We start from the raw sequence: 16,000 nt of genomic DNA, 5'->3' as shown, positions 1-16,000 counted from the left end.
TGTCATATCTGCTCGCACTGGTCGCCGAACCCGGCGAGAACTCCGCCTCGCAACAGCTGGCGATCGAGGCCCAGCGGGCGCCCCGGAGTCGGGGCCGCGGCCGTTCGGTGTCAGTAGACGTAGACCACGGCGTTCTCGCCGCCGGTGCAGGTGACGAGTTTGCCCTGCGGGGCGCAGGTCATCGTGTAGGTGCGCCCGGTCACCGGGCTGGTCGCCACCACGGGGCGCGCACCGGTGCCGCCGCCCGCGTAAGCCGCCCGGACCGCCTCGGCGAAGCCGCAGCTGGTTACTGCGCTGCCGACGGCCACCTTGCTGTAAGCGCCGGTGGCGGAACCGGATTCACAGGGCTGTGCGCCTACCGGCAGGGTTACCGGTCTCGCCGAGGTGGTGGTGGGAGCGGCGGTGGTCGCGCGCGGGGTGGTGCCCGCGGGTTGGCCGGAACCACCCGGTGCCTGCGAAATCGGTGCGGCCGTGGTGGTTTGTTCGGGCTCGGCGGCAGACATCATGCGCCAGCCGACCGCGCCACCGACCGCGAGGACCACCACGGCGAGGACACCGACCAGAACCGGCAGCAGGACCGATCGCCTGCGACCCGAATCCTGGTGCGCCCAGGCCGGATCGGGACCATAGGCTGGATCAGGACCGTAGCCGGGATCGCGGTGGGAGTGGTCACCGTAGGCGCTGGGCGGTTCGTCGTAGTTGGAGTACGCGTTCTCCTGACCCACGTACTGCCGGGTCGCGGCCGCGCGCGCCGGATCTTCGACCTCCGGTGCGGCTTTATGTGCTCCGAAAGATGCAGCGCCACCACGGTATTGGTGCGTCGGCTGGGAGCGCTGTGGATCCGGTTCGTCGGCGCCGTAATGCTGGGTGGGCGCCGACCGCTGCACCTCGGCGGGGTCGTACTGCTCGGTCGCCGGACCGAACTGCCCGGGCGGGCCACCGAACCGGTCCTCGGAAAACTCATCGAAATGCTCAGCGGGGCCACCGAATCGGTCTCGCGGATCGTCGAGGTCGCCACCGAACTTCTGCGTCGGCGGCGCGAAGCCCGCGGGCGGATTCGACGCGGGGGCCTTGTATTTCTCGGTCGGCGGGCCGAACGATGCCGGATCGGCCTGGTCATCGCCGAACAGGTCGGGACGACCATCGAATCCGGCATCCGATGCACCAGCGAAAGACCCTGCAGGACTGGAGAACCGGCCCGACGGGTCGTTCTGGTCCCCACCGAACTTCTGCGTCGGCGGCGCGAAGGGGGCGGGCGGGTTGGAGCTTGGTGCGCCGAATTCCGTTGCGGGAGCGGGAAACCGGGGGTTGGGGTTCGATGCCGGGGGGTGGTATTGCTCCGTCGGCGGGGTGTACGCGCCCGGGATGGGGTATTCGCCGGAATAGCGCTGGGTTGGGGCTGCCCGGTGGGGGTCCTGGCCGAACTGCTGAGGCGGAAGGCGGTGCGGGCCGGTGGGCGCCGGGTAGGGAGTGGCCGAGGCGGGACGCTGTGGCTGCAGGAGCGGCGCCGACGTTTCGCCCGGCTGCGCACCGTCATAGAGGTGCGCGTCGGGGAAGGGGCGCATCCGAGGCAGACCCTGGTCAGGGGTGTAGGCCGGTGGCGGCTCGGGGGCTTGCGGCTCGTCGGCCGACGGGAGGGGGGTGAAGTGGGTATCGGCGGCCCGGATTTCGGCGGGGCCGGTCGGCTGGATCACCGCGGGGATCGAGATCTCGCCGGTGCCCTCCACGGGAATGCGGCGGAAACCTGTGGTGTCGTTCGCTCCGGGGCGTGCCTCGGGTGGGCGGATGATCAATGTCGGCTGGGCACCGGTCGCGGTCGACTGGCTGCGCGAGGTCTCGACGCCACCGGTCGCGGTCACCGCGCCGATCACGCGGAACTCCCCCGTCGGCGTCGGCACCTGCTCGACGTGTTCGCGTTCCGCGGGCACTGCTCGCTCGGCATCAGCGGGAACACCGGCCGGCGCCCCGGCAGCGCCACGTCCCACACCAGCGGCGAACCCGGCTGCCGCGGCGAACCCGCGCCCTGGCCCAGGCGCTGAGCCTGGACCACCGGCAGGGGCACCGGCCGGCGAACCAGCGGGTCCACGGAGCGTGGCGCCGGAGGAAGAACCTGGAGTCACATCATGGCCACCGGGGTCGCGGCGGGCACCGGTGTAGGACGCGAAAGCATCCGATGGTGCGGGCAGGGGCGCGCGGCCGTCCCGCACGGCCGAGGCCAGCGCTCGGCGAGCGGCGAGCGCCAGCGCACCGGCCGACGCGTATCGATCGGCCGGGTCCTTGGCCATGCCGGTCGAGATGACATCGTCGAGCGCGCCGGGTATCCCGTGCAGTAACTCACTCGGACGTGGCGGTGCCTCGGACAGGTGCGCGCGGACCAGCACGCTCATGCTCGCGGCAGGGAAAGGCGAAGCGCCGGTGAGGCATTCGTGCAGTACGCAGGCCAGCGAGTAGACGTCGGCGCGGTGCGAGATCGGGCCGACGTCGAAGCGTTCCGGCGCCATGTAGATGTAGGAGCCCACCGCCATCCCGGCCTGGGTCACCGCGCTGTCACCCTCGGTGTGCGCGATGCCGAAGTCGGCGAGGTAGGCGAAATCGGCGGGCGTGACCAGGATGTTGGCGGGCTTCACATCGCGATGCACCAGGCCACCCGCGTGGGCGGCGTCCAGCGCCGCGGCGATCTGCTCGACGACAGCGACCGCGCGTTCCGGGCTCATCGGCCCGCCCCCGCGCAGCACCGTCCGCAGATCGGCGCCGGGCACCAAGCGCATGTCGATGAAAAGGACCCCGTCGATCACACCCCAGTCGTGGATCGGGATGACGTGCGGTTCGGCCAGCTTGGCCGCGGCTTGGGATTCCCGGCGGAACCGGACCTGGTAGGCCGGGTCCTGGGCCAGCTCCTGGGCCAGCAACTTCAGGGCGACCACGCGATCTTTGCCGGTGTCGTAGGCCTCGTAGACCTCGCCCATTCCGCCTTTGCCCAGCATCGACCGCAACTCGTACGGACCGAATCCGGTCCCCGCCCGTGACCCAGGTGCGTGCACCAGCGTCCGCCTCCCACTTCTGGCAGGTCCGCCGGACCTGCTTCTCAGTAGGAAGATTCTCCCGGTGTCACTACGCCGTGGTCAAACGCGAACACGATCGCGGCGGCCCGGTCGCGCAGGTCCAGCTTGCCGAATATGTGTCCTACGTGGCTTTTCACCGTTACTTCCGAGATACCGAGTTCGGCGGCGATCTCGCTGTTGACCCGGCCGGAGCCGATCAATTCGAGCACTTCGTACTCGCGGGCGGTGAGTTCGCCGAGTCGGCGGTCGGTGCGAGTACCGACCGGTTTCACTGTTCGATAGGCCGTGAGTACCCGTCCCGTCACCGAGGGGTCGAGCCACGCGCCACCGCCTGCCACGGTGCGGACCGCGCGGATCAGATCCTCGGCGGGCGAGTCCTTGAGCAAGAACCCCGCGGCGCCGGCGCGCAACGCACCGGAGAGCAGCTGATCGTCGTCGAAGGTGGTGAGCACGAGAACCGGTGGAGCGTCGGGACGGGCACGCAGCAACCGGGTCGCATCTATGCCGCCGACCCGCTTCATGCGCAGATCCATCAGCACCACATCGGGTCGTTGGGTGGCGATCGCGGCGGCGACCTCGTCTCCGTCGGCGCACTCGTTGATGGTGAAGCCGTCGCGGCGGCGCAGGATGCGGCGCAGTCCACCGCGCACGAGTTCCTGATCGTCGACTACAAGCACTGTCACCAGCTGCTCGATCGGCGTTACGGCCGTCACGTGTCCTCCTGGGGTTTGCTCCGGAGCATGCCCGGCAGCATGGTCGAAATGGTGGTGCACGAGCCCGTTTTCATCGGGAAGGCGGCCCGCACGGTCCAGCCGTCCTCGCCATTGCCCGCGGTGATCTTCCCACCGAGAAGTTCGGTGCGTTTGCACATGCCGCGCAGTCCCATCCCGGTATCGCGGCGTGGCGCGAGCCCGAGCGGCAGCGGATTCGATACGACCAGCGTCGCGGCCTCGGCGCTGACATCGAGGCGGACCGTAGCGTCGGCGCCCGGCGCGTGTTTGGTGACGTTGGCCAGTGATTCCTGGCCGATCCGGTAGAGCGCGTGGCCGATGGCGCCGGTGACGGTGGCCAGCTCGCCGGTGCGCGCGTAGTCGACGGTGAGCCCGGCGCGGCGGAAGTCGCCGACGAGCTCTTCGATATCGGCGGCGCCCGGCTCAGGCGCCAGCTGGGCCGGGCCCGCGTCGAGCATGCCGACGGTGCGCCGGATGTCGGCCATCGCCTGGCGGCCGAGGCGTTCGGCCTCGACGAGCGCTTCCACCGCCTCGGTGGGGTCGTCGTCGGTCTGCAGTGCGCGCCGGGCGGCGGTCAGGTGCAGCAGGGTGATCGAGAGCGAATGGGCGATCACATCGTGGACTTCGCGGGCGATCCGGCGCCGTTCCTCGTCGGCGGCCTGACCGGAGCGGATGGCTTGATTTTCGCGCTCCTGGTACAGGAATCGCCGCTGATATTGCAGCAACATCCCGACGAACATGCCGAGCAGTATGCCGATGACGTACATCGGCAGCCCTTGCAGCCGCTGCCCCGCCGCGCTCCACTGCAAGTGCCCCGCCAGGTCGAACGCGACCAATTCGAGGATCGCGAGCAGGGTGAATCCGACCGTCCATCCGCGGGAGGCGATCGCGGCCACCTCGCCGACGACGATCACCAGCACGAACGGCGCGAAGTCGCCGGAGACCGGCTGCAGCAGGAACAGGCCGCAGGAAAGCATCGCGCACGCCTTCAACAGCATGGGGTGCGGATTCACGCGGAAGATCGCGAACAATGGGATCGGCAGGAACGCGGTGGCCATCGCCACCAGCGGTAGCAGGGTCGGGAAATAGGAATGCCGCTGGATCACCGCCGCACCGGTGACCCCGAGCAGGGCGAGGTCGGCGCCGAGGACCACCGCCGGCGGATAGTCGTAGGGCAACGAATCGATGCGCTCGCGCGCGTTCACCAGCAGCCGCGGCACCCCCATCCGGGCCGTGAGCCGCTGCCAGCGGCTCACCCGGCCCGGCGCGTTCGCGGGGATGGTGTGGCTTACATCCATGAAGTAAGGCTAGTCGCCACTTACCGGGCGGGCATCGTCCCGCGAACGGTACCGATCTCCTACCGGGGTAGGAGAAGAACTCGGGTCCCCGGCACGACGATTCGGCCTTTCACCGCCCGTAGCGTTTGGTTCACCCGCTCACGGAAGGTGAAGCCCATGACCTGGATCGACCTACACCACCGCACCGAGATCGTGCACACTGTGCTCGCCAGGGCCGCGATTAACCCGAACGACCCCGGGCTGTTCGCCGGGATCGCCGACCTCGACAGGCTCTTCGGCGGCGTCGAGGGCCTGCTGCACGCGCTGGCCAACCGCTGGGACAACCATCTACACGTCAAACTCGAGCTCGCCGAGCTCGACGGCCTGACCCCGACGGAGGCCTATCTCGAGCTGGCCGCCGAACAACCCGGCCTGCGTGCGCTTCTCGACGCGCGCCGGGCGATCGGGCAGACTACCCGCGACCGCGCGCTCGCCCGCTGATACCCGAAACTCCCTGGGGGACAAGATATGCCCGATATCGAATCGCAACAGCAGCCGATGCTGGAGTTGACCCGGGTGGTCAAGCAGTATCGCGTCGGCGATCAGGAAGTACGCGCGCTCGACGAGGTGAGCATGCGCATCGAGGCAGGCCAGTTCACCTCGATCATCGGCCCGTCCGGTTCGGGCAAGAGCACCCTGCTGCACCTGCTCGGCGCACTCGACCGTCCCGACGAGGGCTCGATCCGCTTCCGCGGCGCCGAGATCGGCGATCTCGATGAAGACGAGCAGGCCGCGTTCCGGCTCGAACAGGTCGGCTTCGTCTTCCAGTTCTTCAACCTGCTGCCGACCCTGTCGGCGTGGGAGAACGTGGCCGTCCCGAAATTGCTGGACGGCACCGGATTACGCAAGGCGAAGCCGCGCGCACTGGAATTGCTCGACCTCGTCGGCCTCGGCGATCGGGCGCAGCATCGACCCGCGGAACTGTCCGGTGGGCAGATGCAGCGCGTGGCGGTGGCGCGGGCCCTGATCATGGATCCGCCGCTGATTCTGGCCGACGAGCCGACCGGCAACCTCGACTCCAAGACCGGTGCCGCGATCCTCGCCCTGCTCGGTGACATTACCGCGCAAGGCAATTCGGTGGTGATGGTGACTCATGACATGAGTTCGATCGACTACTGCGACCGGGTGATCACGTTGCACGACGGCCGGATCGGCGCCGATGAGCTAGCCACCGCGCGGGTCGACGCATGATCGCCGCGGCATGGGATCGATTGCGGCTGTTCAATGTCGGCGAACTGCTCCGCCATCCAGGCCGCACCCTGCTGTCGGGGGCGGTGATGGGGGTATCGGCGGCGTTGATCGTGGCGGTGCTGAGTATTTCCGGCTCGGTCACCGGGTCGGTCGACAAACTCACCAAGGGCCTGGCAGGCACCGCCGAACTCGAGATCACCGGGATCACCGACGCGGGATTCGAACAGTCACTGCTACCCCGGATCACCGCGACGCCCGGGGTGGCGACGGCGGTGCCGATGCTGCGCGTGACGCTGGGCGCAGGCCCTGATCGCGCACTGCTGATCGGGGCCGATCAGACGATCGGCGCACTCGGCAGCGATCTGGCCGGGCCGATGTCGCAGTACACCACCAAACTGCTCGGTACCGAGCGCGGCGTGCTGGTCGGCGCGGCCATGGGCCTGCGCGAGGGTGACCCGGTGCCGATCGGCACAGGCACCGCAACGGTGGCCGCCGTCCTCGACTCCGAGGCGACGGACCGGCTCAACAGTGGCCACGTGGTGGCGGCACCGCTGCCGCTCGCGCAGTTCCTCACCAACCGGGTCGGCAAGCTCGACTCGGTGCAGATCGTGGTGACCCCCGGCACCGACATCGCCGCGCTGCGTTCGGCGCTCACCGATGCGGTGGACGGGCGTGCGGTGGTGGCCGAGCCCAGTCTGCGCACCGCGCAGGCGGGTGGCGCGATTCAGATCATGCGGTATTCCACGCTGATGTCCTCGGCCGCGGCGCTGATCGTGTCGGCCTTCCTGATCTACAACGCGATGAGTATGGCTGTAGCACAACGCAGGCCGACGCTGTCGCTGTTGCGGGCGATCGGCGGCAAGCGTGCGCCGATGGTGCGCGATCTGCTCGTCGAGGCGGCGATGCTCGGGCTGATCGGTGGGGCGATCGGTGCGGGGATCGGTGCGCTGATGGGGCGGTTCGCTATCGGCAGGCTGCCCGCCGCGATCGTGCAGTCGGTCGAGGCGCGGACCGTGTTCCAGGTGCCGAACTATGCGGTGCCCGTGGCGATTTCCGCGTGCGTGGTGGCGACGGTGCTGGCGGCGTCGATCGCCGCGCGACAGGTGTATAAGGTCGCCCCGGTCGAGGCGTTGGCGCCCGTAGAGGCCGGCGATGCCGCGTCGACCGGTTCGGTGCTGCGCTGGGTCGCACTGGCCGGGGGCCTATTCCTCGGCGCGGCGGCGGTCGTCATCGCCTTCCTCGACCTCGGCCGTCTGTCGCTGGCCGCGATCACGATGTCGTTCACCGCGACGGTGTTCCTGTGTTTCGCCGCCACCGGCCCGATCGTGCGCGGATCCGCGGCGATCGCCCGCTGGTTCGGTGCGCCGGGCGCACTCGGGGCGACGACGCTGGAACGCGCGCCACGCCGCGTGTGGGCTACCTCGATGACGGTGATGATCGGGGTCGCAGCGGTGGTTGCCCTCGGTGGGGCGTCGGGCAACATGGTGAAGTCGGCGACCGACTCGTTCCAAAGTCTCGGCGACACCGACCTTTACGTGAGCCCGACCCCCGTCGAACAATTTCCGACCGGCCCCGTGCTACCCGACGATTTGGCCGACCGGGTCGCGGCCGTGCCCGGTGTCGAACGGGTGAACCCCGCCCAGATGGCCTTCGCGACCATCGGCAGCGGTCGGGTGATGCTGCAGGGTTATCCGCCGCGCGCGTCCGACACCCGCCTCGGCGCGGTAGACCACGCGGTAATCGATCGAATGGAGCGGCGCGAAGGTGTTGTCATCACCCGCGACGTCGCGCGTTCGCTGTCCCTCGCCGTCGGCGACGAGATCACCATGCCCACCCCTTCGGGTGAGCGTAAAACGGCTGTTCTGCAAGTGATTCCGTACTTCACGGCCGTATCCGGCGTGGTGATGATGAACCTCGATCAGATGCGGGAGTGGTATCAGCGGCCAGGTGAAACGATCCTGGCGATCCAGTACGCCCCCGGCGCCGACCCCCACTCGGTGCAAGCCGCGGTCCGCGCGATGGTCCCTGCGGAAATCCATGTCGACACCGGCGCCGACATGGTCAATGCGATTTCCTCGAGCGTCGAGCAGGGTGCGGCGATGAGCAACATGATCCTGTGGATCGTCGTGCTGGTGGCGACTGTGGCATTGCTGAACACTCTGATGCTGTCGGTCCTGGAGCGACGCAGGGAGCTGGGGGTGCTGCGCGCCATGGGCACCAACCGCAAGTTCCTCCTGCGCTCGGTGCTGGCCGAAGCGGCGGGCATCGGATTCATCGGCGCGGCAATCGGTCTCGTGGTCGGCATCGCGGTGCAGTACCTGGCCACCGTGGCGATCGGCCATGCGATGACCATCGACATCGTCTACCGCCCGAGCCCGCTGATCGCGGTCTATGGTGCGGTGGCACTCGGCCTGGCACTACTGGGATCGATCCCGCCTGCGTTGCGTGCGGCCAGGATGCCGATCGTGGCGGCGCTGGCCGTGGACTGACGTATCTCGCCGCAGCGTCGGGCATCGCGCCTGACGCTGCGGCGGGACTGTTGCCGCGAGGTCAGGCGCCGGTCAGAGGGGGACTTCTTCCCACCACGCGATGACCTCGTCCTGGGCGGAGGGGCGTGGGGCTCCGCCGGTGCCGCTGCTGCCCCGGCGGCTCACCACGACAAGGAAATTCGCGCGATCGGAGTCATCGGGGAAGCTCAGCACCTGATGCGCGGTCTGCGTGCGAGTGCTGGCCGGATCCTGAACCACCCACCGCTGCAACGAGAACGGCACTCCGTCCTTGTCCCCCGCATAGCGAACCGTGGCGGGCAGCGCCTCCAGCACCGACCGCACCTGGCCCGGGCCAGCGTACTCCAGCACCAGGTAGCTCACCGCACCCGCCTGATTGTCGGCCCGCTCGCACTGCCATCCAGTCGTGATCGGGGTCCACTGCAACGCAGGCTCTTTCCACGCCAATTCGCTGACAGTGCGCACCCCCCCACATCGCGCCCCCCGATACCCCACCCCATCACTCATCTCCCCCTGCGGAACCAGCGTCGGAAACACCCGCCGACCACTCGCAAACGAATCCTCCGCCTCCGCAACCGAACTCGACGGCTTCTTCGCGCCACCTCCGGTATCGAGATCGCCGTCGTCATCCTGCGGCAGAACCACGACAACCAACGCGACAACCAACGCCACCAACACCAGAACAAGCGCCACCAACAGCACCCACCCGAACCGCTGTATCCCCGAAACCCGCCGAGGCACCGGCCAATACCCCCGATGCGGACCCACCCAAGGCCCCCGCTGCCCTGGCTGCGCCGTACCGGGCTGCCGACCCACACCCCCCGGCAGCACTGCCCCACCGACTTGCCCTGCCGCGCCCAGCTGGTCCACCCCTCCCGACTGGTCCACACCTTCCGGCTGGCCCGCGCCACCCGGCTGACCCCCGCCACCCGGCTGACCCCCGCCACCCGGCTGACCCGCGCCACCCGCACTGCCGAGCTGACCCGCACTACCCGGCTGGCCTACACCACCCTGCCCTGCACCGCCCAGAGGCATCGCCTGGCCAACTCCGCCCTGCTGCGAGACGCCCTGTGGCGGTAGCTGTCCCGCTCGGTCCGCGTTCGACGGTCGAGGGATCGACGTCACCTCGGTCAGGGCCGCCGCATTCGCCGCATCCAGTTCGCCCGCATCGGGCATCGACACGACATCTGTTGCCGCAGTGGCGGATACCTCGTCCGGATCGTCGCCGTCCGCAGCCGAACTTCCGCTGACGGAGCGCGCGGATCCCGGGTTGCGGTCGCCGCCGATCGCCGCACCGCCCTGCGATCGCTCCATTGCGGACGACGCGGGCTTGTCGAGAGATATTGGGCTGGAAGGTGTTCTGGCGTCATCGCGGGGTGGCGCAGGTGCGGCCTCGGCAGTCGGCTCGTGATCGGCAGGCGATCCAGGGGTGATCAGAGATCCAGCGCTCGCGTCAGCCGGCGAAACCACACGTGGAACAGGCGGTGGTCCGCCAGACGGCCGCACGCCGGCAGATTGCGCGTCCGACCGCTGCCCGCCAGAAGGCGGCGCGAGGGAAGACGGGGGCGCCACGAACTGCGCTCCCGGTGCCGGCACTGCGTTCGGCTGTGCGGCACCGGGACCTGCGGCCGGGTACGGAGCCGCAGGCGCCGCACCCGGTCGCTGGGCCGCCACGGGCGGGGCAGCTGCGGGCGAGCGGGGCGGCGGTTGCCAATTGAGTGGTGGCGCAGGCTGCATGGGCGGGGCCTGATAGCCGGCAGGCGCCATCCCCGCTTGCGGGAAAGGCGCGACCGGTCCGGGCTGCGGGGCAGGCGGGTAGTAGCCCGGCGCCGGGTTCGCGGGCGGACGCGGCAGGACAGGCGGCGTCTTCGAGGTCAGTGCCGCACGTGCGGCCTTGGCGAACGCGACACACGAATCGAACCGCGCCGCAGGGTGTTTCGCCATCGCGGCGGCGAGTACGGCGTCCATGATCGGTGGCAGACCCGCGCGGCGCAGCGCCAAAGGTGGCGGCGGGGCGTAGAGGGTTCCGCGGATGATCTCGTTCGGGTCGGCGGAGTCGAAGGGGGCCACACCGGTGAACAACCAGTACAGCGAACAAGCCAGCGAGTACTGGTCGGACCGATGGTCGAGTTCGGCGCCGGTCATCTGTTCCGGCGACGCGTAAGCCAGTGTCGCGGTAAACATTCCCTGCTGGGTGAGGTGGGTGGAGTCGGCACGCAGGCGGGCGATGCCGAAGTCGGTGAGGAAGACTCGCTCGCCCTGGCCACCGGTGGAGCGCGCAAGCAAGATGTTGGCGGGCTTCACATCTCGGTGCAGCACACCCCTACCGTGCGCGTAATCCAGTGCGTCGGCTACCCCTTCGATGATCTGCACGGCCCGCTCCGGCGGCAATGCCATCGGGTCGACGGTTGCCGCGTCGATCCCGTCGACGTACTGCATGCTGATCCAGAGTTGTTCGCCCTCGGTCCCCCGGTCGTAGACGGTGACGATGCCGGGATGGTCGAGCCCGGCGGCCAGATCGGCCTCCCGTTCGAACCGTGCGCGAACTCGCTCGTCGGCGAACAGGTCCCGATTGAGCAGCTTGAGCGCGGTCAGCCGATCCAGGCGCGGATGCCGGGCCAGATACACCGTGCCCATGCCGCCCTGGCCCACCATCGCCTCGATGGTGAACCCGGCGAACACCTCACCGATATCGTGCATGTGACCCCCTTCCGACCGTGTGACCACGCTCATTCGAATTCTCGCCGAAAATCGGTGAAACTTGCTAACAGTCGTCCGGTACTGTCCGGACGCGCTCGACGAGAAGTTTGCACCGCCGAAGCACACGCGCACTGGGTGGTGGGGAGGATTCGGTGGTGAAGTCGACCGGAAAGGCGGCTGCCTGTCGCAGGCTGCTGCTCGGTGGGGTGCTGGCAACCGCCGCGCTGTCCACCTCGTGTACCATGCCAGGCACCCCGACGGCGGTGAGCGCGCCGACGGTCACCGTCAACAGCGAAGACGCCTGGCATCCGGGACTGTCCATCGTGCTGCCCGATTCGCTGGCCGCGGAATTCACCCAGCTGCAATCGAAGCTGCCCGGCCAGGTCGGGATGGCCCTGATGCCGGTCGGCGGCGGCCGGATGACGATCTACGGCGACTGGACCACCGGCATCGCCTGGTCCACGATCAAGATCCCGCTCGCGGTCGCCGCGTTGCGCCACGATCAGGACCAGTCGATCTTCGAGATGGTGCAGGCAGCGATCACGGTGTCGGACAACGACGCCGCCGAGGGCCTGTGGGAATCGCTCGGTGACGCACCGGAAGCCGCCTACGCCGTGCAGCAGATCCTCGACGAGGCTGGCGACGCGGCCACCGGAAAGGCGGGCACCCGCACCGAACTCGACGGCACCGCCTTCGGTGGCACCGAATGGTCGCTGGCCAACCAGGTGCGGTTCGCGTCGCGGCTGCCGTGTCTGCCGCAGGCCGAGGTCGTCACCGCGCTGATGGGCGAGATCACCGAGGAACAGGGCTGGGGTCTGGGCCTGCTCGACAACACCGAGTTCAAAGGCGGCTGGGGCCCCGACGATGTCACCGGGATCTACACCGTGCGCCAGTTCGGACTGGTGCCCGTCGGCAGCGGTCAGCTCGCGGTAGCCCTTGCGGCGCAAGCTGATTCGGGATCCTTCGACGACACCACCGCGCTGCTCGACCGGATGGCGCTGCTGCTGGCCCGGCACCTGCCGGAACTGCGCGGCGGGGTCTGCCCGCGCTGAGCGCACCGGCTCAGCCGGGAACGACCAGGCCGGATTCATACGCCAGGACCACCGCCTGGGCGCGGTCGCGCAGCCCGAGCTTCGAGAACACCTTGGAGACATGGGTTTTCACCGTCTGCTCGGCCACGAACAGCGCCGCGGCGATCTCGGTGTTCGACAACCCCTTTGCCACCAGTTCGAGTACCTCGCGTTCGCGCGGGGTGAGTGTGCCGAGCGCGGGCGCCGGAGCGGTGCGCACGGTATTGCGCCTGCGGGTGACGTCGGCGATGAGCCTGCGGGTGATGGTCGGCGCGAGCAGCGCCTGACCGTCGGCGACCACCCGCACCGCGCGCACCAATTCCTCGGCGGGCGCGTCCTTGAGCAGGAACCCGCTCGCACCGATACTCAGTGCCTCGTAGACGTAGTCGTCGATGTCGAAAGTGGTGAGCATGAGCACCCGCACCGGCGGATCGAAATTCGCGGTCAGGATCGCGCGGGCGGCGTCGAGACCGTTCATCTGCGGCATCCGCACATCCATCAGCACCACATCGGGACGCAGCCGCTTGGCCTCGGCCACCGCCACCTTGCCGTCGGGTGCGTCGCCGACGACGCTGATGTCGGTCTGCGCGCCCAACAGGGCACCGAAACCCTGGCGCACCATCGCCTGGTCGTCGGCGATCAAAACGGTAATAGCCACCCAACCACCCTAATAGGCACAGACCCGGAGCGTTCCACAGTCTTTCGCGCATGGCCGGAGCGAAGGCGGAGGTACGCCTAGTGGGTGGGCAGTTTCATCGAGACCTCGAATCCGCCGGACAGGGTGGGCGCCGCGTGGAGTTCACCACCGACCGCGACAACGCGGGTGCGCATACCGTCGATGCCGTGGCCACCGCCCGCGCCGGGTTGGGACACGGTGGCCGTCGCGGCGTTGTGCACGGTCACGCTCACCTCGCCGGGGTCGACCGCCACCGCGACGTGCACCGCCGCTCCCGGAGCGTGGCGCGCGCAGTTGGCCATCGACTCCTGCACCACCCGATAGACGACCAGCCCGGTTGTCTCCGGCACCGATTCCAGATCCCCGGTCACCGTCCAGTCGACCGGCAGACCCGCGCGCAGGGCCGACGCGCACAGCGCGGGCACGTCCGAGGCGCGCGGCCGCGGCGCGTGTTCGGGCAACTGGCCGTCGCTGCGCAACACCCCGAGCAGGCCCCGGATCTCGTTGAGCGCGGTGCGGGCGGTGGCGCCGATGGATTCGAATTCGGCCCGCGCGGCCGGGTCGAGGTCGGTGATCCGGTACGGCGCGGTCTGTGCCTGTACCACCACCATCGACATGTGGTGGGCGACCACATCGTGCAGGTCACGGGCGATGCGCGCCTTCTCCTCGAGGATCGCCCTGCGCGCGCGCTCGAGTTCGGTCACCTCTTCCTGCCGCTCGAGCTTGCGCCGCGAGGCGAGCAGGATCCGCACGAGATAGCCGAACAGGGCCAGCGCGCCGAAGCCCAGCGCCCAGCCCCACAGCGGACCGGTATCCGAGCCGGGCATGGTCGTGGCGAACAGCATCGAGGTGGCCGCCCAGGCGATGACCACGATCGGCACCGAGGCCCGCAACGCCACCGCGAACAGCAGCACGAACAGCACGATGATGTGCACCACCTGGAAGGGCAGGTCGTTGTCGGCACCCGGCTGCATGCCGACCGAGAACAGCAGCGCGGCACCCGCGGAGATCGCCCAGCCCATCGCCGGGTTGACCCGCACGAACAGAATCGGGAAGGCCGCCAGTGCCGACAGCAGCGGCGCGGCGACCGGCGACACCTCATGGGTCACGAACAGCGTGGGCCACGCGATGCTGTACAAAACCAGTGCGACCAGCACCGTTGCGAAGTCGAACCAGGTGCGTGCGGGTACTCCTCGCGCGGCGGGGCGCAGTGGTGCGGTCATGCCAGTGAGCCTACGAACCGTCCGGTCAGCGGACCTCATACCCACGAACCGAATACGACCCCCTACCCTGGTGTGACCCCGGCGCCGGGTCTGCCTCCCGTGCGCCCCGATAAACAAGTCCGCAGCGGGATGTCCGCCGCGAGACCCGCTTCTTACCGTCGGAGGCCATGAACACCCCGCTCAGCCCGGTACCCGCCGCTGTTGTGGCCCGTACCGCAGATACCGCCGCCTCCGAGCCGGCCCCCGCTCCTACCCCCGCCGGGCAGCATCGCCGCCGTAGCGGGGTCGCCCTGTGCACGGCCGGACTGGCCATGGCAGCGGCCGTGGTCATGTCGGCACCGGGCGCCATGGGCGGCACCACCTCGGAAGGCACCGAGAACGTGGTGGCCGCCGCCGCGGTGCGGGCGCTCACCGACGACAGCCCCGACGCGACTTCGCTGATCCCGCGCGACTTCGGCTACAAGTTCGGCTATGACCCCGCGCCGCAGGACGGCCTGCTGGTGAACCCGAACGGCGGCTGCTCCTCGCCGGTGACGCTGCCCGCCGAGTTCGAGCCGGCCTGCCGGGCCCACGACCTGGGCTACGACGTGCTGCGCTACGCCGAGCGGGTCGACGAACCGCTGGGCGGGTGGGCCCGCCGCTCGGTGGACGCGGCGCTGAACCGGCGCATCCACGCGGCCTGCGAGCTGCGCGACGACGAGTTCTCCCGCGCCCGCTGCGCCGTGATGGCCGATATCGCGTTCACCGCCGTGGACGTGAACTCGCGACGCCAGGAGTACGGCGCACCGGTGGTCGAGAACGTCTTCGCCCAGACCGACCCGGCCGACCGCCCTAACCTCTGGCCGCTCGCACGCACCGTTCTCGGTCTGTTCGCGGTGACGGCGGCCTCGGCCGTGATCATCGACGCGCTGCGCAAGGTACGTCGCCGGTTGGCTTGATCCAGTTGCCGAAAACTAGAACATGTCCTAGTTTTCACCCATGGCTCTAGTCATCGACGAAACGATCGAGATCGACGTCCCTGCCGCGAAGGTGTGGGAGGTGCTCACAGATTTCGACCGCTACGGCGAGTGGAACACCTTCTGCTACGAAGCGTCGAGCACCCTGGAACCGGGCTCGGCCATCGACATGCGGGTCGAACTCGGCAGCAACCGCAGGCCGCAGCGGGAATGGATCCGCACCCACACCCCCGGCGTCGAGTTCAGCTACACGATGAAGCCGGTACCCCTCGGCGCCCTGCACAGCCTGCGCTCGCACACCGTCGTGCCCCTCGGTCCCGACCGGTGCCGCTACGAGTCCCGGTTCACCCTCGCCGGCTGGTTGAGCCCCGTGGTGCAGGCGGCGCTCGGCAAGCATCTGCGCGCAGGTTTCGGCGCGATGACGCGAGGGGTTGCCAACCGCGCCACGGCCTGAGCTGTCAGCACTGCGCTGAACGCACACCAGTGACGCGAACGGTCGCGATTTCGGCCGTTTCGTCGAATAGTGAACGGTGAGCGCAGTGACCAA

12 protein-coding genes are annotated in these 16,000 nt (G+C 69.1%); 6 read left to right on the top strand and 6 right to left on the bottom strand.

What is annotated here, in order from left to right:
• Positions 1-110: 110 nt before the first annotated feature.
• From ACTWPB_RS15750 to ACTWPB_RS15740, 3 genes are read right to left on the bottom strand one after another with little or no spacing between them, the layout of a single operon-like run.
• Entirely contained in the window at positions 111-3,041 is a 2,931-nt protein-coding gene (locus ACTWPB_RS15750; RefSeq protein WP_446221419.1) for a protein kinase domain-containing protein, read from the bottom strand.
• Positions 3,042-3,085: 44 nt separating this feature from the next.
• Positions 3,086-3,739 (bottom strand): response regulator transcription factor, encoded by a 654-nt coding sequence (locus ACTWPB_RS15745; RefSeq protein WP_446226357.1) that lies wholly within the window; start codon positions 3,737-3,739, stop codon positions 3,086-3,088.
• A gap of 32 nt (positions 3,740-3,771) precedes the next feature.
• Positions 3,772-5,091, bottom strand: coding sequence for a sensor histidine kinase (locus ACTWPB_RS15740; protein ID WP_446221418.1), 1,320 nt, complete (start codon positions 5,089-5,091; stop codon positions 3,772-3,774).
• Positions 5,092-5,247: 156 nt separating this feature from the next.
• Between ACTWPB_RS15740 and ACTWPB_RS15735 the strand changes: the two genes are divergently transcribed.
• Genes ACTWPB_RS15735 through ACTWPB_RS15725 form a run of 3 tightly spaced genes read left to right on the top strand, consistent with a single transcriptional unit; the run spans position 5,248 to position 8,810 of the window.
• The gene (locus tag ACTWPB_RS15735) at positions 5,248-5,571 is read left to right on the top strand and encodes a hypothetical protein (RefSeq protein WP_446221417.1); all 324 of its coding nucleotides are present in this window, start codon (positions 5,248-5,250) and stop codon (positions 5,569-5,571) included.
• Positions 5,572-5,598: 27 nt separating this feature from the next.
• Positions 5,599-6,321, top strand: a complete 723-nt coding sequence (locus ACTWPB_RS15730) for an ABC transporter ATP-binding protein (RefSeq protein ID WP_446221416.1) — start codon at positions 5,599-5,601, stop codon at positions 6,319-6,321.
• The gene (locus ACTWPB_RS15725; RefSeq protein ID WP_446221415.1) at positions 6,318-8,810 is read left to right on the top strand and encodes an ABC transporter permease; all 2,493 of its coding nucleotides are present in this window, start codon (positions 6,318-6,320) and stop codon (positions 8,808-8,810) included. The genes ACTWPB_RS15730 and ACTWPB_RS15725 overlap by 4 nt, the downstream gene beginning before the upstream one ends.
• Before the next feature lie 72 nt (positions 8,811-8,882).
• On the opposite strand, the gene ACTWPB_RS15720 is transcribed toward ACTWPB_RS15725, so the two are convergent.
• A complete protein-coding gene (locus ACTWPB_RS15720) occupies positions 8,883-11,528 on the bottom strand; it encodes a protein kinase domain-containing protein (RefSeq protein ID WP_446221414.1) in 2,646 nt (881 codons plus the stop codon).
• Between the two features lie 155 nt (positions 11,529-11,683).
• On the opposite strand from ACTWPB_RS15720, the gene ACTWPB_RS15715 reads away from it, so the two are divergent.
• Positions 11,684-12,580, top strand: a complete 897-nt coding sequence (locus tag ACTWPB_RS15715) for a hypothetical protein (RefSeq protein WP_446221413.1) — start codon at positions 11,684-11,686, stop codon at positions 12,578-12,580.
• Between the two features lie 10 nt (positions 12,581-12,590).
• Here the strand turns inward: ACTWPB_RS15715 and ACTWPB_RS15710 are convergent, their stop codons facing one another.
• Both ACTWPB_RS15710 and ACTWPB_RS15705 read right to left on the bottom strand, forming a co-directional pair.
• Positions 12,591-13,256, bottom strand: coding sequence for a response regulator (locus ACTWPB_RS15710; RefSeq protein WP_446221412.1), 666 nt, complete (start codon positions 13,254-13,256; stop codon positions 12,591-12,593).
• A 77-nt stretch (positions 13,257-13,333) separates the two neighbouring features.
• The gene (locus tag ACTWPB_RS15705; protein WP_446221411.1) at positions 13,334-14,497 is read right to left on the bottom strand and encodes a sensor histidine kinase; all 1,164 of its coding nucleotides are present in this window, start codon (positions 14,495-14,497) and stop codon (positions 13,334-13,336) included.
• A gap of 167 nt (positions 14,498-14,664) precedes the next feature.
• Here ACTWPB_RS15705 and ACTWPB_RS15700 point away from each other — a divergent pair, with 167 nt between their 5' ends.
• Both ACTWPB_RS15700 and ACTWPB_RS15695 read left to right on the top strand, forming a co-directional pair.
• Complete coding sequence (locus ACTWPB_RS15700; RefSeq protein ID WP_446221410.1) at positions 14,665-15,435, top strand: hypothetical protein; 771 nt, start codon at positions 14,665-14,667, stop codon at positions 15,433-15,435.
• 40 nt (positions 15,436-15,475) lie between these two features.
• Positions 15,476-15,907: an SRPBCC family protein gene (locus ACTWPB_RS15695; protein WP_446221409.1), complete on the top strand. Its 432-nt coding sequence runs from the start codon at positions 15,476-15,478 to the stop codon at positions 15,905-15,907.
• Positions 15,908-16,000: the final 93 nt, after the last annotated feature.

The organism is Nocardia sp. IBHARD005 (assembly GCF_052814245.1).
Note: the sequence above shows the minus strand (reverse complement) of the source record. Positions and strands in the feature narration are given on the sequence as shown.